Origin of the sequence: Pseudomonas sp. NLJ1, from assembly GCF_049486705.1 — a bacterium.
Lineage (GTDB): Bacteria > Pseudomonadota > Gammaproteobacteria > Pseudomonadales > Pseudomonadaceae > Aquipseudomonas > Aquipseudomonas inefficax.
In genome coordinates, this window is record NZ_CP137735.1 from 106,051 (window position 1) to 125,509 (window position 19,459).

Consider the following 19,459-nt stretch of genomic DNA (forward strand, 5'->3'; position numbering starts at 1 on the left):
GCCTTGATCCATGGATGCCATCCAGGCCCCGACGCCTGCCCAGAACCTCCGTGCTGCTTGCCTCGAAACAGCCGCACGCCATCAGTGCTTTGCCGAAGCGGCCCAGGAGTGTCTGGTGCTGAAACGAGTTTTACTCCAGCCTCACCCAACCACAGGCGCATGCTCGGCAATCAACTCGATTATCCAGTCGATAAACACCCGCACCTTTGCACTGACATGGCGATTCGGCGGGAATGCCAGATACATCGGCATTGGCGCCATCCGCCAGTCTTCAAACAGCGGCAGCAGCTCGCCGTTGGCCAGGTGCGGCTTGGCCATGTATTGCGGTAGCCAGATTACACCCAGGCCAGCCAGGCCGGCGGCAAGGTACGCATTACCGTCGTCGACCGTCAGCTGCGAGCGGCCCTGGGCTTCCATGCGCTCCTCACCCCGCTGCATCGCGTAGGGCAAGGCCTTGCCTGTACGGAACCAGAGGAAGCCGACGGTGGTGTGTCGGCTTTCCTCGAGCTCACGGGGGTGCAGCGGCGTACCGAAGCGGTGCAAATAGCCGGGCGCGGCATAGATGCCAAGCTCCAGATCGCCCACATGCCTTGCCACCAGGGATTGATCGGTGATCTCGCCGCCACGCACCACGCAGTCGACGTTCTCACCAATGATGTCGACAATGCGATCGCTGGCGCCCACGGTCAGCTGAATTTCTGGATAACGTGCAAAGAACCCCGGCAAGGCCGGTATGAGCAGCATCCGCGCCAGTGGGCTGGGTACATCCACTCGCAGCCGCCCGCGCGGTGCCATCGACGCGCTGGACAAGCTGGTCTCGGCGTCGTCAATGTCGCCAAGTAGCCGGACGACGCGTTCGTAATAGGCCGCACCGTCGGCAGTGACATTGACCTTGCGTGTGGTGCGGTTGAGCAACCGCACACGCAGCCTCGCTTCAAGTTGCTGAACGAGCTGCGTCACGGTGGTCTTGCTCATGTGCAGTGTGGCTGCCGCCTTGGTGAAGCTGCCTGTTTCCACCACGCGGACAAATGCCTGCATTGCATCGAAACGGTCCATCCCACGCCTCGCTCGTGCCTGGATTGTCTGGATTATACAAACAGTCATGACCAGCGCTGCCCGTTTATTCAGGTCGGTGGCCTTTCTTATAGTGGCTTCACCATAAACACCGGGCCGCCAGGGCCCCGAACGAGGTATGCAATGTCCAGCAAACGTGATGTCGTTTTCCCGCCTGACCGCCATGCATTGTATGAGCTCCACCGCTACTCGCCGGCGATTCGCTCCAACGGTTTTCTGTTCGTATCCGGCCAAGTCGGTAGCCGCAAGGACGGCTCGGCCGAGCCGGACCTCGCGGCGCAGGTTCGCATGGCCTTCGCCAACCTCAACGCGATCCTGGCCGAAGCCGGCAGTAGTTTCGAGGATGTGGTTGACACGACCATCTTCATGGTCGACCCCGACTCGAAATTCGAAACCATCTGGGAGGTGGCAGCCGAATATTGGGGCGAGGCGCCCTATCCGACGGTAACCGCCATCGGCGTGACCTGGCTGTCCGGCTTCGACTTCGAGATCAAGGTGATCGCGAAACTACCGCAATGATGCCGAAGGCTATATGGCGCGCAGGCGCCTATTCCGAGTTCGAGTACAGCTCTGCCAAGGCTGCCGTACTCCAGTACACTTGGGAGGTCGCGAAGTTCACGTGACGCCAACGGCAAAAGAATCTTCCTTCTGGCCCGCCCACGATTTCTGGACCTGGATACCCAATGCTGACTGCCCTGCTGTTCGACCTGGACGGAACCCTCACCGACACTGACACCTTGCACCTGCAGGCCTTTCGCCAACTGCTGCACGAGCATGACGGCCGCGAGCTGAGCCAGGCGCAGTTCGATGCCCAGGTCAGCGGCCGCGCCAATGGCGAGCTGTTCGCAGAGCTGTTTGCCGGTGCCAGCGCCGAGCAGTGCCAGGTGCTGGCCGACCGCAAGGAGGCGCTGTTCCGCGACATGTCGCCGTCTCTGGAGCCAATGCCGGGCCTTGTGCGCCTGCTGGAACATGCCCGGGCTCGCAACATCGGCATGTGCGTGGTGACCAATGCGCCACGGCTGAACGCCGAGCACATGTTGAACGCCATGGGCCTGGGCCAGCGCTTCGCGCATGTGCTGGTGGCCGAGGAACTGGCACGGCCCAAGCCAGACCCGTTGCCCTACCTGACCGGGTTGCAGCGGCTAGGTGCCGAGGCCGGGCAGGCACTGGCCTTCGAGGATTCGCTGCCGGGGGTGACGGCAGCGCGTGGCGCGGGGATCTTTACCGTGGGCGTGGCCACTACGCAGACGCCGGAGCGGTTGCTGGCGGCGGGGGCCGGGTTGGTGATCGATGATTTCAACGACCCAGCGTTGTGGACGTTGATCGGATCCATGCAATGAGCATACGGGGCCGCTTCGCGCCCCATCGCCGGCAAGCCAGCTCCCACCTCGACCGCATCGGCCTCAAGCCATGCGCCATCCCTGTGGGAGCTGGCTTGCCGGCTATGGGCTGCGAAGCGGCCCCAAAATTTCAAGGCAATATGCATGCCCCTGCCATTGTGCACACCCAGGTAACCCATGCTGATCGACGAAGAACTGACCCTCAAGAAGCTGGAAACCTTCCTCGCCTTCATGCGCACCGGCAACCTCGGCCGCGCCGCTGTCGAGCTGGCCACCAGCGCCGTCAGCGTGCACCGCGCCATCCACTCGCTGGAAAGCGCACTACGCTGCCCGCTATTCAAGCATGAAGGCCGCCAGCTGATCCCGCTGGAAAGCGCCTACGTGCTGGAAAAGAAAGCCCGCCAGCTGATCCAGGACGCCGAGCAGATGGTCCGTCAGACCCGCGAGGCAGCTGGTTTCTATGCCGAACGCTTCCGCCTGGGCGCGCTCTACTCACTGACGGTGAAAACCGTACCCAAGCTGGTCATGGGCCTGAAGCTGCGTCGCAGCGAACTCAACATCGACCTGACCCTGGGCTCCAACGTCGACTTGCTGCAGCGCCTGAAGAACCACGAGCTGGAGGCCATCCTCGTGTCGCTCGACGAAAGCGTCAGCGACCCAGCCTGCGAGCAGCTGCCGCTGTTCTCCGACGACATCTTCCTCGCCGCGCCCATCGATTCGCCCTTCGCCGAGCAGGCCGAGGTGGATCTGGCCGACCTGGCCGACTCCACCTTCATCACCCTGACCCAGGGCTTCGCCACCCACCGCGATGGCGCACGGGTGTTCCAGCAGGCCGGCTTCGAACCCAAGGTGGCCATGCAGGTGAACGATATCTTCACCCTGCTGAGCATGGTCAGCTCGGGCGTGGGCTTTGCCCTGCTGCCAGGGCGTATCGCGGCGGTGTACGAAAACCGGGTCAGGCTGATTGCCCTGAAGCCGCAATATCGCTTGCAGCAGCATATCGGTGTGGTGTTCCTCAAGGCGCGGGAGCGGGAACCGAATTTGCTGGCGTTGCTGGCAGAGTGCCGGATGTACAGCCTGGAGCGTTGAGGGGCCTCGGAACACAGCCTCTTTTGTTGTTTGCTGCACTGGCCTCTTCGCGGGTAAACCCGCTCCCACAGGTACCGAGCCAGCCTCGGGCAATCCACTTTCACTGTGGGAGCGGGTTCACCCGCGAAGAGGCCGGTACAGTCTGACTCAAACCACCAAGGCCCGCTGCACCTCCCCCACCGTGGTCGCCAGGCTGTTCAGGTGCAGGTTCAACACCCGTTCCACCGGTGCCTGGTCCAGCGGCCAGTGCAAGGCAATGCTCCCGGCCAGGCGCCCTTCGGCATGCACCGGCAGGGCAATCGCGCGGATCAGGAACGGCAAGCGCACCGGGTACTCCCAGTGCCCTTCGGTGCGCTGGCCGAATCCCTGGTTCGCTTCCGCCTCGATGTCGCGCAGCACCGTCTCGTCGCCCACCCGCTCATGGGCCGCCAGGCGCTGCACTTCATCGACCGCCAACTCACCCAGGCACGCCCGCCCCATCGCCGAATGGAACAGGCTGGCATGATGGCCGACGATCTGACAGGTGTGCGGGTAGCGCTTGCGCAATACCTGGGGAATGGCGCTTTCCATCACCTCCAGCCGTTCGCCGTCGAAACACGACAGGTCGGCCACCAGCCCGGTGCGCTCGCTCAACTCCAGCAACATGGGCGCGGCATGTTCCACCAGGCGCCGCTTGAAACGCAGCTGGCGGTCACCGAACAGGCGCCGCGCGCACAGCCGGTAACGCCGGTCGCTGAGGCCGCGGTAGACCCAGCCCTGCTCCTGCAAGGTGGCGAGCATGCGCGACACCGTGGCCTTGGGCAGCGCCGTCAGGTAATGCAGCTCTTCCAGGCCCAGCGCCTGGTGTTCTCCCAGCAGGTCGACGATGGCCAGCGCCCGCTCCACCGAACGCACGCCGCCACTGTCTGCCGTGATGCCCATGAGTGTGACCTCCCTGTAGCTGGATGGTCAGGATAGCCAGCAAGATCCGCGCCTGCCCAGCAGTTTCATGGCGCTTGCAGGCTCCCGGGTGGGCGCCGCGCTACCCAACGGGTGAGCTGTTCATGGGCATGGGCCAGCTGCAGCACCGCATGGTCGGCCTGGGCCGGGCCGATGATCTGCAGGCCCGTGGGCAACCCTGCAGCATTGAAACCGACCGGTACGCTGATGCTCGGCAAGCCGGCCAGGGTCGGCCCTATCACCACTTCCATCCAGCGGTGATAGGTGTCCATCGTCCGCCCCCCGACCACCGTTGGCCAAGGTTGCCGTGCATCGAAAGGGAACACCTGGGCCGATGGCAACAGCAGGTAATCGTAACGCTCGAACAGCTTGCCCAGCGCCCGGTACCAGTCGCTGCGTACCACTGATGCCTGGTACACCGCCGCCGCGCTCAGTTGCAGGCCACCCTCCACCTCCCACTGCGCCTCGGGCTTGAGCAGCGCGCGCTTGCCGGGGTCGGCATAGGCCGCAGCGAGGTTGCCGTGCACCAGGAAGTGGCGATGGGTCAGCCAGCACTGCCACAAACGCGCCATGTCGAACGCCGGCTGGCAGGCCTCGACCCGGCAGCCCAATTCGATGAAGTCCGCCAGGGCCGCTTCGCACAGGCTCAGCACCCCGTCATCCATCGCCAGGTAACCGTCGTAGTCGCCCAACCAGCCGACCCGCACGCCGCGGAAATCGCGCTGCAAACCGGCGGCAAAATCGCGCCGGCCCTCGCTCAGCGACAGCGGCGCCCGCGCATCGAAGCCTGCCTGGGTCGACAATAACCGCGCCACATCCACCACGCTGCGGCCCATCGGCCCCTCGGTGGCCAGTTGCTGCACGAACAGTTCCGGCGCCGGCCCGTGTGGTACGCGGCCCTGCGACGGGCGCAGGCCATACACGTTGTTGAACGCCGCCGGGTTGCGTAGCGAGCCCATCATGTCGCTGCCGTCGGCGACCGGCAGCAGGCGCATGGCCAGCGCCGCCGCCGCTCCGCCGCTGCTGCCTCCGGCCACCTTGCCCGGGTCGTAGGCATTGGTGGTGGTGCCGAACAGGGTGTTGTAGGTCTGCGAACCAAGGCCGAATTCCGGCACATTGCTCTTGCCCACGATCAGCGCACCACTGGCCCGCACACGCGCCACACTGATCGCATCCTGCTCGGGCACCTGCTCGGCGAACAGCGGCGAGCCCAAGGTGGTGCGCAGCCCGGCAGTGGCGGCCAGGTCCTTGATAGCCTGGGGCATGCCATGCATCCAGCCGCGCGAGTGGCCACGGCCCAGCTCGCGGTCACGCTCATCGGCCTCGGCCAGCAACGCCTCGGCCGGGCGCAGCGACACCAGCGCATTGACCTGCGGGTTGAAGCGTTCGATATGCGTCAGATAAGCCTGCATCACCTCCCGGCACGACATCTGGCGCGCATGGATGGCCCGGGACAATGCCTCGGCATCGAGGGCAACGATGGGGTCGATGGCTAGCGGCATCACGGTTTCACTCCAAGGTTGAAAGCGGCAGGCTTGCCCGCACGTGGGGCTTCTTTCAGGCAATAGGTGCCCAGCAGTGTCAGCAGGCAGGCGAACAGCACATAGAACGATGGCGCCACCGGGGTACCGAGCACCTTGCTCAGCCAGGTGACAATCAACGGGGCGAAGCCGCCGAACACCATCACCGCCACGTTGTAGGCCACCGACACACCGGTGGAACGCACCTCGACCGGGAACTGCTCGGCCAAGGCCGTGGGCGCCGGCCCGAAGAAGCCACCGATGGCGGTGCACAGCAGCAGTTGCATCACCAGCAGCCGCTCCAGCGACGGCGCGGCAGCCACCCACACATACAACGGGTAGACCATGACGAAGAACGCCAGGGTGAAGGCCATCAGCACCGGGCGCCGCCCCAGCCGGTCAGACAACGCCCCGGACAGTGGAATCACCACGGTCATCAACCCCACGGCAAGCATCTGCACCAGCAGCACCTGGTCCAGCGGCAGCCCCAGGTTCTTGTGAGCGAAGGTCGGCATGTTCACCAGCACCACATAGAACGACACCGTCGCGCCACAGGCCAGGCCCATCGATACCAACAGGCTGCGCCGATGCTCACGCAGCACCTGCCACAGGCTGGGCGACTGGCCCTTGGCCTGGCGGCGCGCCTCGATGAATTCCTCGGGCTCCTCCATGTGCTTGCGAATCCACAGCCCCACCGGGCCGATCAGCAGGCCAAGCACGAACGGGATACGCCAGCCCCAGCTGTCCAGCGCCGCAGGCGTGCACAGGTGGGTGACCAGGGCCACCATCGCCGCCCCGGAGAACACCGCCAGGCACTGCCCCACCAACTGCCACGAGCCATACAGGCCCTTGCGGTGGGCCGGCGCGCTCTCCACCAGGAAGGCCGTGGCGCTGGCGTACTCGCCGCCAGTGGCAAAACCCTGCAGCATGCGCGCCACCACGATCAGCATCGGCGCGGCCATGCCGATGGCCAGGTAGTCGGGGGCAAAGGCGATCATGGCAATGGACACGGTCATCAGCCGGATGATCATCTGCATCGCCGCCTTGCGGCCCTTGCGGTCGGAATACATGCCCAGCAGCACGCCGCCCACCGGGCGCATGAAAAAGCCGACGCCGAAGGTGGCCAGGGCCATCAGCAGCGAGGCGTATTCGTCGTCGGAGGGGAAGAACTGCCGGGCGATGATGCTGGCCAGAAAGCCGTAGACGATGAAGTCATACCACTCCAGGGCGTTGCCGATGACGGCGGCGACCACTTGCCGGGTACGCGACACGCCGGTGCTCGAAGTCTGCATAGGAAACACTCCACACAATGATTGGGTGATCGCCCAGGCGCGGTCGCGCCCGGGTTCCAGCGGCAGTCGTCAAAAGGAAAGGTCAGGCGGGCGCGAGCCAGCGCTCTGCCAGCGCGCCCCAGTAGGCGGCGCCGGTCAGCAGGATGTCGTCGTTGAAGTCGTAGGCCGGGTTGTGCACCATCGGCCGCGATACGCCATTGCCGATGAACAGGTAGGCGCCCGGGCAGCGTTGCAGCATCCAGGCGAAGTCTTCGCTGCCCATCAGCTTGCGGGTGTTGCCATCTACTGCCTCGGCACCGAGCAACTCCACCCCCACCTGCCGGGCGAAGGCGTTTTCCGCAGCGTGGTTGACCAACACCGGATAGGCCGGGCGGTGTTCGATGGTGGCGCGGCAGCCAAAGCTCTCGGCCTGGCCGACGATAATGTCCCGTACCCGCTCCAGGGTCTGCGCCCGTACCTCGGCGTTCAGCGCGCGCAGGCTCAGGCGCAGCAGCGCCTGCTGCGGGATCACGTTGGCCGCTTCGCCGGCCTGCAAGGCGCCGACGGTGACCACGGCCGCCTCCTGCGCATCGATATTGCGCGCCACCACGGTTTGCAGGGCCATCACCACACTGGCCGCCGCCACCAGCGGGTCGACAGTCAGGTGCGGCATCGAGCCATGGCCGCCAACCCCGTCCAGGGTCACCGTGAGCAGGTCTTGCGAAGCCATCATCGGCCCCTCGCGAAAGCCCAGGTGCCCGGCCGGCAGCCCGGGCATGTTGTGCATGCCGAACAGTGCATCGCAAGGGAAGCGCTCCAGCAAACCTTCGGCCAGCATCGCCTCGGCGCCACCCTGGCCCTCCTCGGCCGGCTGGAAGATCAGCGTCAGCGTGCCGTCGAACTGCCGGGTCGCCGCCAGGTAGCGCGCTGCGCCGAGCAGCATGGTGGTATGCCCGTCATGGCCGCAGGCGTGCATGCAGCCTTGGTGCTGGCTGCTGTAGGCGGCGCCGGTGGCCTCGTGTATGGGCAGCGCGTCCATGTCGGCGCGCAGGCCCAGGCGGCGTGGGCTGTTGCCATTGCGCAGTACGCCGACCACGCCGGTCTTGCCGATACCGGTGTGCACTTCATAGCCCCACGTTTCGAGCAGTTGGGCAACCAGTGCCGAAGTGCGGCTTTCTTCGAAACCCAGTTCCGGGTGAGCGTGGATATCGTGACGGATTGCGTGCAGGTCGCTGGCCACATCGTTCAGCCAGGCCAGGATGTGCTGATGTCGGGACATGTAGAGTCTCCTCGCGCGGGTGGTTTCCCGTTCTTGTTGTTCGCCTTGAGGTCACGACGGGTGAGGCAGGTCGTGCTTGGCTGACAGATAAGCGCGAGTGACGGGGGAGCACAATTGAATGTGGTTCCGCTGGGTGGAACTAGTGCAGGGTTTGGAAGCTCCAGTGCTGTGAGATCGAGCACCAAAAAACCCAAACCATACCCTGGCGCCCCCACAGCGCTTTACTGCTACCTTCATCACCGACCCCAGCCAAGGACCGCCCAATGCCTCCACGCCATACGCCCCCAGCCGGCTTCGTCCGCGTCCGTGGCGCCCGCGAGCACAACCTCAAGAACATCGATGTCGATATTCCTCGTGACGCACTGGTGGTGTTCACCGGCGTGTCCGGCTCGGGCAAGTCCTCGCTGGCCTTCTCCACCCTCTACGCCGAAGCCCAGCGGCGTTATTTCGAGTCGGTCGCGCCCTATGCCCGGCGCCTGATCGACCAGGTCGGGGTGCCGGACGTCGACGCCATCGAAGGCCTGCCCCCAGCCGTGGCCCTGCAGCAGCAACGCGGCACGCCGAGTGCACGTTCCTCGGTGGGCAGCGTGACCACCCTGTCCAGTTCCATTCGCATGCTCTACTCCCGCGCCGGCCACTACCCGGCCGGCCAGCCGATGCTGTATGCCGAAGACTTCTCGCCCAACACGCCCCAGGGCGCCTGCCCGGAATGCCATGGCATGGGCCGGGTCTACGAAGTGAACGAAGCGACCATGGTCCCCGACCCGTCGCTGACCATCCGCGAGCGCGCCGTGGCGGCGTGGCCGATGGCCTGGCAGGGGCAGAACCTGCGCGACATCCTGGTGACGCTAGGCTATGACGTCGATACTCCCTGGCGCGACCTGCCACAGGCGCAGCGCGACTGGATCCTGTTCACCGAAGAAACACCCACCGCGCCGGTATACGCCGGGCTGACCCCGGCGCAGACCCGCACCGCCCTCAAGCGCAAGCAGGAGCCCAGCTACCAGGGCACGTTCATGGGTGCCCGGCGTTACGTGCTGCACACCTTCATGCACTCGCAAAGCGCACAGATGCGCAAGCGCGTTGCCCAGTTCATGCGCCCAAGCCCGTGCCCGCTGTGCCAGGGCAAGCGCCTGAAGCGCGAGGCCCTGGGGGTGACCTTCGCCGGGCTGGATATCGCCGAGCTGTCGCACCTGTCGCTGCAGGCGCTGGCCGAGGTATTGCGCAAGGTGGTGGCAGCAGACTACCTGGCACAACAGCAGGACGACCTGACCCTGGAAAAGCGCCTGGCTGCCCAACGCATCGCCAACGAGCTGCTCGAACGCATCGACACCCTGCTGGACCTGGGCCTGGGCTACCTGGCCTTGGAGCGCAGCACCCCGACCCTGTCCTCCGGCGAGCTGCAGCGCCTGCGCCTGGCCACCCAACTGAACTCGCAACTGTTCGGCGTGATCTACGTGCTCGACGAACCTTCGGCCGGTTTGCACCCGGCCGACAGCGAAGCCCTGTTCGAGGCGCTGCAGCGCCTGAAGCATGCTGGCAACTCGGTCTATGTGGTGGAACACGACCTGGACACCATGCGCCGCGCCGACTGGCTGGTGGATGTTGGGCCTGCCGCTGGCGAGCATGGTGGCACCATCCTCTACAGCGGGCCGCCCGAGGGCCTGGCCCAGGTCGAGCAGTCGAGCACCCGGGCCTACCTGTTCAGTGCCCCGGCCCAGACCACGCGCACGCCACGCCAGGCCCACGACTGGCTGAAGCTCGAAGGCATCAGCCGCAACAACCTGAACAACCTGAGTGCCGAATTCCCGCTGGGCTGCTTTACCGCCGTTACCGGCATTTCCGGTTCGGGCAAGTCGAGCCTGGTCAGCCAGGCGCTGCTGGACCTGGTGGGTGCACACCTGGGCCATGCCGCACAGCGCAACGAGCCCGAAGAACAGAGCCTGGAAGATGAGCCAGAACAGGCCAGCGGCGGGCATGTGAGCGCTGGCCTTGGCAGCATCAGGCGCCTGGTGCAGGTCGACCAGAAGCCGATCGGCCGAACACCACGCTCCAACCTGGCCACCTACACCGGCCTGTTCGACCATGTGCGCAAGCTGTTCGCCGCCACCGAACAGGCCAAGGCACAAGGCTTCGATGCCGGGCGTTTCTCCTTCAACGTTGCCAAGGGGCGCTGCGAGAACTGCGAGGGCGAAGGCTTCGTCAGTGTCGAGTTGCTGTTCATGCCCAGCGTCTATGCGCCCTGCCCGACCTGCCATGGCGCCCGCTACAACCCGGCAACCCTGGCGGTGACCTGGCAAGGCATGAACATTGCGCAGGTGCTGCAGTTGACGGTCGACCAGGCCCTGAAGGTGTTCGCCGAACAGCCAGCGGCGCGGCGCTGCCTGCAGGTACTGCAAGACATCGGCCTGGGCTATCTGCGTCTGGGCCAGCCGGCCACCGAACTGTCCGGCGGCGAGGCGCAGCGCATCAAGCTGGCCACCGAGCTGCAGCGCATGGCCCGCGGGGCAACACTGTATGTACTGGACGAGCCTACCAACGGCTTGCACCCGCAGGACATCGACCGGCTGCTGGTGCAGCTCAACCGCCTGGTCGATGGCGGGCACAGCGTGGTGGTGGTCGAGCATGACATGCGAGTGGTCGCGCAGAGCGACTGGGTGATCGACATCGGGCCTGGGGCCGGGGATGCCGGGGGCCAGGTGGTGGTCAGCGGGACGCCGCAGGTGGTGGCCGGGTGTGCGGAAAGCCGCACTGCGGAGTTTCTGGCGAAGGCCTTGTAGCGCCTGCACTGGCCCCTTCGCGGGTAAACCCGCTCCCACAGGTATTGCACAGCTGCAAGATCAGTGGTGAACCTCTGGCAACCACAGGTACTGCACAGCCTGCAAGATCTGTGGTGACGCTGTGGGAGCGGGTTTACCCGCGAAGAGGCCGGTGCAGGCTGTAAATTGTTTTTTTGCAATGGCCGCTGAAGTACAGTCTGCCCCATGGACAAATACGCCCCACGCCAGTGGCTCCCCCACGAAAAACCCAGCCTGCCGGGCTCCCCCTCCACGCCCCTGCACACGCCCGCCAAACGCCTGGCCTACGGCATGGTCGGGCTGCTGGTGGCTATCACCGGTGGCCTGGGCAACGCGCTGGTCACCGCCAACCTTGTGTTCCTGCAAGGTGCGTTGGGCGCAACCACGGCGGAGATGGCCTGGCTGCCGGCCGCCTACGTAATGACCAATGTGTCCATCAACCTGCTGCTGGTGAAGTTTCGCCAGCAGTTCGGCCTGCGCGCGTTCACCGAGGTGTTCCTGGTGCTCTATGCCCTGGTCACCTTCGCCCACCTGCTGGTCAACGACCTCAACTCGGCCATCGCCGTACGGGCGGCCCACGGCATGGTCGGCGCCGCGCTCAGCTCGCTGGGGCTGTACTACATGATCCAGGCGTTCCCGGCGCAATGGCGGCTGAAGGCGATGGTGCTTGGCCTGGGCGCCTCGCAACTGGCGTTGCCGCTGGCGCGGATCTTCTCCGAAGACCTGCTGCAGATCGCCGAATGGCGCGGCCTGTACCTGTTCGAACTGGGCCTGGCGCTGGCCGCGTTGGGCTGCGTGCTGCTGCTCAAGCTGCCCCCCGGTGACCGCTTCAAGACCTTCGAGCCGCTGGACTTCCTCACCTTCTCGCTGATGGCCAGCGGCACTGCACTGCTTTGCGCCGTGCTGTCACTCGGGCGTATCGACTGGTGGCTGGAGGCGCCCTGGATCGGCATGGCCCTGGCGGCCTCGATCGGGCTGATCTTCAGCGGCCTGGCCATCGAGCACAACCGCCAGAACCCGTTGCTGATGACCCGCTGGCTGGGTAGCGGAGCGATCATTCGCCTGGCCCTGTGCGTGGTGCTGATCCGCATGGTCACCTCGGAGCAGTCCACCGGGGCGGTCGGCTTCCTGCAGGCGCTTAACCTGGGCAGCGAGCAGATGCGTACGCTGTACGCGGTCATGCTGCTGGGCGCGGTGGCCGGCCTGGCCAGCAGTGCCCTCACCATCAACCCCAATCATCTGGTGATTCCGCTGTTGATCTCGCTGCTGGCCATGGCCACAGGCGCCTTCATGGACAGCAGTTCGAGCAACCTCACCCGCCCGGCGCAGATGTACCTCAGCCAGTTCCTGCTGGCGTTCGGCAGCACCTTCTTCCTCGGCCCGTCCATGGCCCTTGGCATCAGCCATGTGCGCGCCAACCCGCGCAACCTGGTGAGTTTCTCGGTGCTGTTCGGCATCTGCAACAACCTCGGCGGCCTGATTGGCGCGGCGCTGCTGGGCACCTTCCAGACCTGGCGGGAAAAATTCCATTCCAGTCACCTGATGGACCGCCTCAGCTACCTGGAACCGTTGGTCACGGCCCGCGTGCAAAGTGGCGGTGCCGGCTACGGCGGCATCATTGCCGACCCAGCCCTGCGCAGCGAAGCCGGCATGCGCCTGCTGGCCAGTGCCGCCACCCGCGAGGCGAATATCATGGCCTACAACGATGTGTTCGTACTGATCGGCAGCATCGCTATCCTGACCATGGTCTGGATCTGCATCCGCAGCACCTGGCTCTGGCACACCAGACGCCGGGCCGTTTCCCCTGAATCCAACCCCGGCGCGCCCACCCGATGACCGACGACACCCGCACCACGACCACCACTGCCATCGCCGAAACCCCGGAAGGCGCCACGCCGCCCAGCGAGCCGACCAGCCCGGTGCGCTCGCGGCGGGTGCGTATCCTGTCGTCGATCAGCTTCGCCTGCGTAGCCCTGGCCGGCATCCTGCTGGTGCTGTATGCCTGGCGCCTGCCGCCATTCGGCAGTGCCATCGAAAGCACCGAAAACGCCCTGGTGCGCGGCCAGGTGACCATCATCGGGCCGCAGCTGAGCGGCTATATTGTCGATGTGCCGGTGCATGACTTCCAGTTCGTCAAGGCCGGCGACCTGCTGGTGCAACTGGACGACCGCATCTACAAGCAACGCCTGGCCCAGGCCATCGCCCAACTGCAGCAACAACAGGCGGCCCTGGCCAACAACCTGCAACAGCGTAAAAGTGCCGAAGCCACCATTGCCCAGCGCCAGGCCGCCATTGGCGATGCCACTGCCCAGGCAGCCAAGGCCAGGGCCGACTTCAGCCGCAACCAGGCGCTGGTCAGCGATGGCTCGGTGTCGCGCCGCGACCTGGACCTGGCCCGAGCCAGCGAAGCCGCAGCGGTCGCCAGCCTGGCCCAGGCCAAGGCGGCGCTGGAAATCGCCCGCCAGGACCGCGAAACCGTGGTGGTCAACCGGGCCGCGCTGGAGGCCTCGGTGGAAAACGCCAAGGCCGCCGTGGAGCTGGCCCGCATCGACCTCGACAACACCCGCGTCACCGCCCCGCGCGACGGCCAGCTGGGGCAGATCGGCACGCGCCTTGGGGCCTATGTCAATTCTGGCGCGCAGTTGATGGCGCTGGTGCCCGACACCCTGTGGGTGATCGCCAACATGAAGGAAACCCAGATGGCGAATGTGCGCATTGGCCAACCGGCAAGTTTCACCGTGGATGCGCTGAACCACCTGAAGCTACATGGGCACGTGCAGCAGATCTCGCCGGCCACCGGCTCGGAGTTCGCCTTGCTGCAGGCGGACAACGCCACCGGCAACTTCGTCAAGATTGCCCAGCGCATACCGGTGCGGATCACCGTGGATGCCGGGCAGCCAGAGGCCAAGCACTTGCGGCCAGGGATGTCGGTGGTGGTCAGTATCGATACGCACAGCCAGGATTGATGTTGTTGCCACTGGCCTCTTCGCGGGTAAACCCGCTCCCACAGGTTCAGCACAGGTCTTGAAAGCTGTGCATGCCTGTGAGAGCGGGTTTACCCGCGAAGAGGCCAGCGAAGCACATGCAGAGATGCCGTCTTGCCATGATTGCGCCGCTCTAGCCCGTAGGTTCTAATCGCGCACGACCCCGTTTGCCTTTGCCACTCAAGGAAGTGTCACCATGTACAGGAAGATCGTGCCGCTGGCGCTGTTGGCAACCCTGGCCGGTTGCTCGAACAGCGAGGACATCAGCGAGGCCAGTTTCCAGAAGGCCGCCCAGGCCTACCTCGATACCCAGTACCCGCACTGCTTCGTCATCAGTTCATTCCCCACCAGAACCCAGGACTTCGACGTCCATGGCACCAACAAGGCGTTGCATGCCCTGGCCCAGGTAGGTGTGGTCAGCGAAAAGGAGATCTCGCGTACCGAAGTGCCCGCCCGCCTGTGGCAAGCGGCACGCACGGACATCTATTACGCCTATGACCTCACCGACGAAGGCCGAAAGTATTACAAGGCAGATAACGGGCTGTGCTTCGGCAAGGCTCAGGTCACCGCGATCGAGCAGTTCAGTGAGCCGAGCGAGGTGACCGGGCAGAAGATGTCGAATGTGACCTATGCCTACAAGATCACCGGGTTACCGGCGTGGGCGGCCAATGAACAAGTGAAGGCCAGCATTGCCGAACTGGGCAAGGCGGTGGCCAGCAATGACGCGCCGCTCAAGGAAACCCGAGCGATGGTGCTGACCAGCCAGGGGTGGCGGTTGCAGGAGAAATAGCCGTTTGCCGGGCATGCCTCCCCACCGGGTTGGTTGATGCTGGACCTTGTAGATACTCTGTTGGCGGTCAAGCTTTTCTGAGGTGTTCAGAGCTGAAAAGCTTGGCCGTATCAAATGGCTCATCCCCGCGCATGCATGCCCAGATGCCTGTCAGGTACTTGCGCATGACAGCAGCGATAGCCTGCATTTTCTTCTTGCCCCTGTTGACCAACGACTCGTAAAAAGCCTTCGCATAAGGGTCGCAGCGCACTGCGGTCAAGGCAGGCATGTACATGGCTGCCCGTAGATAAGCATTCCCACTTTTGCCGAGTCTGCCGGGCTTATCAATGCTCGTTCCCGATTGGGTCTGTCGAACATCGAGACCCGCGTGGCGAGCTACCTGCGAGGACTTGAGTATTTGAGGAAGGATGGTCAGTTCAGCCAATGCCGCAAGTGCCGAGACTTCTCCCATCCCAGGCCCTGCGAGCAGCTGCTTGTACTGCCGAGTAAGCGTCGGACACTGGGCGACCAGCTCGCGGCCCGCCTTACGAAAGCGCTCAATTCGATTATCCAGTGAAGCAATCGCTTCCTCCTGATCCTCGATCAGCATCGACACGGTTGTAGCGGTCGCCTGCAATGCATGCAGTTCGTTCTTCGCCCTTGTACGATGCCCCACCAAACGATTGATGTGTCGCCCCAGAGCCCTCAGCTCAAGCTGCACAAGGCTTGGAGGTGTCCACAAGCGCGGTGTCATACGCTCGCCGTACTCGGACAGCAGTTGAGCATCTATTGCATCGGTCTTGCTGTTCACCAGCATTAGTTTGGCGAAATTGTGGAAGCTCTTGGGGTTGATCACGGATACAGGGAGGTCAGCCGCATGTAGCTCAAGGGCCAAGTCCAGGTAATAGATTCCGGTCGCCTCCATCACGATCGACTTGGGTTTGAGTGCCAGCAGCTTTTTCACCGCAGCCTTACGGCCTGCAGGGGTTTGAGCGATATCCCACTGTCCGGCCGGACGCCCATCTTTACGCACCCCAACGACCGAAGTACGTGAGCCGATATCGACGCCAACCCAGACACTCATTTCTTCCCTCTCCAAGCGAGTTAGGTAACAATGGCCTCCGGTTCCCCGACCTCGAACTTCATGCTGCTGCAACCTTGTAATGCGAAGTCCGACTTGTCGGCTTCTCGATACTCTTCGCAGTGGGCAATGAGGCGGGGGGCCTCTCTACATACAAGGTCAGGGGCAATGCCTGCCTTCAGGAGCGATCGGCCTCCCCGGAAGTGCTTCTTCAGCCCGACGAGAATAACCTCTCCCGCTAGGCCAGACACAACATACAAGGAGCGGCCTTGTGTCGCGAAAGGGCTGCAAGGCAGCCCCAGCAATTTGTGCATCTGTGCTGATGCCTTGGGGCTGCTTTGCAGCCCTTTCGCGACACAAGGCCGCTCCTACACTAGTCCGCGCAGGTCAGAAGTTGATGCAAGGAGGCTGGCAATGGCTTACATCCACCAGGCGAGCACCACCGGCAACCAGGCAAACGACAGCACCGTGGAACACATCACCAGGTTCGCCACTTGCTCCGGCTCGCGGTTGGCGCGCACCGCCATCAGGTAGTTGAACACCGCCACCGGCATCGCCGACTGCACCACCAGCACCGCACGCTCCAGGCTGGCCATGCCCAGCGCCGCCCCCACAGCCCAGCCCACGGCAGCGCCCAGGCCAATGCGCAAACCGCCCAGCAGCATGCCGCTGCCCACATGGCGCAGGCGAATGCTGGCCAGCGACACGCCCAGTGTCAGCAACATCAGCGGGATGGTCATGCCGCCCAGCAGGTCTGCCGTATTGGCCAGCCAGCGCGGCAACTCGAAATCGAGAAAGATGATCGGCATGGCGCCGGCCAGGCTGATCACGATGGGGTTGCGCAGCAGTGCCTTGAACGAAGCCGCAGTACCGGAAATGGCCATGCCGAGGGTGAACTGCACGATCGACAGGGTCAGGAAGAACGCCACCGCCAGGGCCAGGCCGTGTTCGCCAAAGGCATACAGGCTGATTGGCAGGCCCATGTTGCCGGTGTTGGGGAACATGAACGCCGGCAGCAGCACACGCCAGTGCAGGCCCGAGGCGCGGCACACCAGCAAGCCGGCCAGGGCCATGCCCAGGGTGCACAACAGGCAGGCCATGGCCATGCTGGTGAAGGCGTTCGGGTCCAGTTCGGTGCGGCTGAGCGTGGACAGCACCAGCGACGGGGTGCCGACGGTCATCACCACCCGGGCGATGAATTCGGTGGGGTAGTCCAGGCCCTTGCGGGCCCAGGCATAGCCAATGCCGGCGACGATGAAAACCGGGGCCAGGACGGCGAACAGCGAAGCGAACATGGTGGCCTTCCTTGGAAGTGGGCCCCGCATTATGCCGCAGACTGCGGCGTCTCGTCGCACACCCAGGCCCCTTGGGCAAAACCGCGCAAGCCCGTAGAATCGCGCTTCCTTTTCGCCCGTCGCCTTGAACGGTGGCAACCGGCAGCGTCGCATCCAGCCCAGGCACATCCGTGCAGCCCCTCGGCCCCGTTCGGGTCGAGCCGGCGTGCGCGTCCGAAAAGGCGCTCATTCCGCTCATCCAACTAGAGGTACATATGTCTCCGCGTTTGCTGGCCATGGCGCTGGCGCCCCTGCTCGGGCTGTTCATCATTGCCTTGGGCAACGGCTTCATGTCTTCCCTTACCACCCTGCGCCTGGGCGCTGCCGGCGAGTCAGCCACCACCATCGGTGTGGTCTCCTCGACCTACTTCATCGGCCTGACCCTGGGTGCCATCTTCAACGACCGGCTGATCCTGCGCATCGGCCATATCCGCGCCTACACCAGCTTCGCCTCGCTGATCGCCGTGACCATCCTGCTGCAAGGCCTGTTCTACGACGTCACCTGGTGGTCGGTGCTGCGCCTGATCAACGGCTGGGCGGCGGTGGGCGTGTTCCTGGTGATCGAAAGCTGGCTGCTGCTGGCCGGTGACGCCAAGATCCGCGGCCGCCTGCTGGCGCTGTACATGATCGCCTTCTATGGCGCCGGGGTCATCGCCCAGGCCGGCCTTGGCGAAATCACCCACATGGGTGACACCGCACCGTTCATGCTGGCCGGCGTGCTCGCCGCCCTGTCGGTACTGCCCATCGTGATCCTGCCACGGGTGTCACCGCTGCTGGATCAGGTCGAACCGCTCAAGCCGCGCCAGTTGCTGGGCGTTGCGCCATCAGGCCTGGTCGGCTGCTTCGGTTCGGGTGTGGCCATTGCCGGCATCTACGCCCTGTTGCCGCTGTACCTGCAGCGCATCGGCCTGGATGTGGGTGAGGTCGGCAACATGATGGCCTGGGTGATTCTGGGTGCCATGCTGCTGCAATACCCGGTCGGGCGCTGGTCCGACCGCAAGGACCGCCAGGATGTGCTGATCGCCCTGGCCGCGCTGTGCGTGCTTCTGTCGCTGGTCACGGTGTTCCTGCCGTCGGACTCGATCCTGCTGCCGGCGATGCTGTTCCTGCTGGGCGGTGGCGTGTTCACCCTGTACCCGGTGGCGGTCAGCCATGCTGCCGATCGGGCACCATCGGATGCACTGGTGCCAATGATCCAGGGCCTGCTGCTGATCAACTCGCTGGGTTCGGCCATGGCGCCGGTGGCGATTTCGCCGATGATGACCGAGTTTGGCGAGGCCGGGTTGTTCTGGGCCTTTGCCGTGGTCAATCTGGCCATGGTGTGCTTCTTCATGTGGCGCCGTGGCAAGCGCCCGGCGGCAGAACACCCGGCGCCGTTCACCGCTTCGACCACCTTCTCGCCGACTGGTGCCGAGCTGCGTGTGACCGAAGACCTGATGCATGCGGCGCAGGAGCACCCGCCGCTGGAGCCGCTGGAGGCTGCTGCGCCAGTGCAGGCGCAGCGTTCAGAATCGCATTGACTCCGGGGGCTGCCTTGCAGCCCTTTCCGACCGGTCCGGCGCCCCGGCAAGGCCGCTCCCACAGCGCCCCCACCATCTGAAGAAATGCACCGTGCCTGTGGGAGCGGGCGCGCCCGCGAACACCGGCGCAGCCGGTGTCTACCGCGTCGCCTGCTTCGCGGGCATGCCCGCTCCCACAGAGCTCCCCCATCAGCTGAAGGAATGCGCCGTATCTGTGGGAGCGGCTTTAGCCGCGAACACCGGCGCAGCCGGTGCCATCTACCGCGTCGCCTGCTTCGCGGGCATGCCCGCTCCCACAGAGCTCCCCCGTCAGCTGAAGGGATGCACCGTACCTGTGGGAGCGGCTTTAGCCGCGAACACCGGCGCAGCCGGTGTCTACCGCGTCGCCTGCTTCGCGGGCATGCCCGCTCCCACAGAGCTCCCCCATCAGCTGAAGGAATGCGCCGTATCTGTGGGAGCGG

The 19,459-nt window shown here is 64.8% G+C and carries 15 protein-coding genes; 8 read left to right on the forward strand and 7 right to left on the reverse strand.

Going from position 1 to position 19,459, the window contains the following annotated elements; all coding sequences use genetic code 11:
- Nucleotides 1-141: 141 nt before the first annotated feature.
- The gene (locus R9B85_RS00555; RefSeq protein ID WP_112253359.1) at nucleotides 142-1,056 is read right to left on the reverse strand and encodes a LysR family transcriptional regulator; all 915 of its coding nucleotides are present in this window, start codon (nucleotides 1,054-1,056) and stop codon (nucleotides 142-144) included.
- A gap of 141 nt (nucleotides 1,057-1,197) precedes the next feature.
- Between R9B85_RS00555 and R9B85_RS00560 the strand changes: the two genes are divergently transcribed.
- The 3 genes from R9B85_RS00560 (at nucleotide 1,198) to R9B85_RS00570 (ending at nucleotide 3,503) form a co-directional block, all read left to right on the forward strand.
- Complete coding sequence (locus R9B85_RS00560) at nucleotides 1,198-1,593, forward strand: RidA family protein (protein WP_135002736.1); 396 nt, start codon at nucleotides 1,198-1,200, stop codon at nucleotides 1,591-1,593.
- A 164-nt stretch (nucleotides 1,594-1,757) separates the two neighbouring features.
- Nucleotides 1,758-2,414, forward strand: coding sequence for an HAD family hydrolase (locus R9B85_RS00565; protein WP_207877890.1), 657 nt, complete (start codon nucleotides 1,758-1,760; stop codon nucleotides 2,412-2,414).
- Between the two features lie 177 nt (nucleotides 2,415-2,591).
- Nucleotides 2,592-3,503 carry a LysR family transcriptional regulator gene (locus tag R9B85_RS00570; RefSeq protein WP_207877892.1) on the forward strand — a complete coding sequence of 304 codons (912 nt, stop codon included), beginning with the start codon at nucleotides 2,592-2,594 and terminating at the stop codon, nucleotides 3,501-3,503.
- 147 nt (nucleotides 3,504-3,650) lie between these two features.
- Here the strand turns inward: R9B85_RS00570 and R9B85_RS00575 are convergent, their stop codons facing one another.
- The 4 genes from R9B85_RS00575 to R9B85_RS00590 all read right to left on the reverse strand — a co-directional run bounded on the left by R9B85_RS00575 (nucleotide 3,651) and on the right by R9B85_RS00590 (nucleotide 8,512).
- On the reverse strand, nucleotides 3,651-4,424 hold the full coding sequence (locus tag R9B85_RS00575) for an IclR family transcriptional regulator (protein ID WP_112253356.1): 774 nt from the start codon (nucleotides 4,422-4,424) through the stop codon (nucleotides 3,651-3,653).
- A gap of 65 nt (nucleotides 4,425-4,489) precedes the next feature.
- Entirely contained in the window at nucleotides 4,490-5,947 is a 1,458-nt protein-coding gene (locus R9B85_RS00580) for an amidase (RefSeq protein ID WP_423770721.1), read from the reverse strand.
- The gene (locus R9B85_RS00585; RefSeq protein ID WP_015270478.1) at nucleotides 5,944-7,254 is read right to left on the reverse strand and encodes a citrate-proton symporter; all 1,311 of its coding nucleotides are present in this window, start codon (nucleotides 7,252-7,254) and stop codon (nucleotides 5,944-5,946) included. Before R9B85_RS00585 ends, R9B85_RS00580 begins: the two co-directional genes overlap by 4 nt.
- Nucleotides 7,255-7,336: 82 nt before the next feature.
- Nucleotides 7,337-8,512, reverse strand: coding sequence for a M20 aminoacylase family protein (locus R9B85_RS00590; protein WP_112253353.1), 1,176 nt, complete (start codon nucleotides 8,510-8,512; stop codon nucleotides 7,337-7,339).
- A gap of 263 nt (nucleotides 8,513-8,775) precedes the next feature.
- Here R9B85_RS00590 and R9B85_RS00595 point away from each other — a divergent pair, with 263 nt between their 5' ends.
- The 4 genes from R9B85_RS00595 to R9B85_RS00610 all read left to right on the forward strand — a co-directional run bounded on the left by R9B85_RS00595 (nucleotide 8,776) and on the right by R9B85_RS00610 (nucleotide 15,084).
- Nucleotides 8,776-11,292, forward strand: a complete 2,517-nt coding sequence (locus tag R9B85_RS00595; RefSeq protein WP_423770722.1) for an excinuclease ABC subunit A — start codon at nucleotides 8,776-8,778, stop codon at nucleotides 11,290-11,292.
- Between the two features lie 204 nt (nucleotides 11,293-11,496).
- Complete coding sequence (locus R9B85_RS00600; protein ID WP_252379281.1) at nucleotides 11,497-13,146, forward strand: MFS transporter; 1,650 nt, start codon at nucleotides 11,497-11,499, stop codon at nucleotides 13,144-13,146.
- Complete coding sequence (locus tag R9B85_RS00605; RefSeq protein ID WP_112253350.1) at nucleotides 13,143-14,276, forward strand: HlyD family secretion protein; 1,134 nt, start codon at nucleotides 13,143-13,145, stop codon at nucleotides 14,274-14,276. Before R9B85_RS00600 ends, R9B85_RS00605 begins: the two co-directional genes overlap by 4 nt.
- Before the next feature lie 214 nt (nucleotides 14,277-14,490).
- Entirely contained in the window at nucleotides 14,491-15,084 is a 594-nt protein-coding gene (locus R9B85_RS00610; RefSeq protein WP_112253349.1) for a hypothetical protein, read from the forward strand.
- 67 nt (nucleotides 15,085-15,151) lie between these two features.
- On the opposite strand, the gene R9B85_RS00615 is transcribed toward R9B85_RS00610, so the two are convergent.
- Nucleotides 15,152-16,147 carry an IS110 family transposase gene (locus tag R9B85_RS00615; RefSeq protein ID WP_085627414.1) on the reverse strand — a complete coding sequence of 332 codons (996 nt, stop codon included), beginning with the start codon at nucleotides 16,145-16,147 and terminating at the stop codon, nucleotides 15,152-15,154.
- 416 nt (nucleotides 16,148-16,563) lie between these two features.
- Nucleotides 16,564-17,439, reverse strand: coding sequence for an AEC family transporter (locus R9B85_RS00620; protein ID WP_423770723.1), 876 nt, complete (start codon nucleotides 17,437-17,439; stop codon nucleotides 16,564-16,566).
- A gap of 254 nt (nucleotides 17,440-17,693) precedes the next feature.
- On the opposite strand from R9B85_RS00620, the gene R9B85_RS00625 reads away from it, so the two are divergent.
- The gene (locus R9B85_RS00625) at nucleotides 17,694-18,998 is read left to right on the forward strand and encodes an MFS transporter (RefSeq protein WP_112252442.1); all 1,305 of its coding nucleotides are present in this window, start codon (nucleotides 17,694-17,696) and stop codon (nucleotides 18,996-18,998) included.
- The last annotated feature ends 461 nt before the right edge of the window (nucleotides 18,999-19,459 follow it).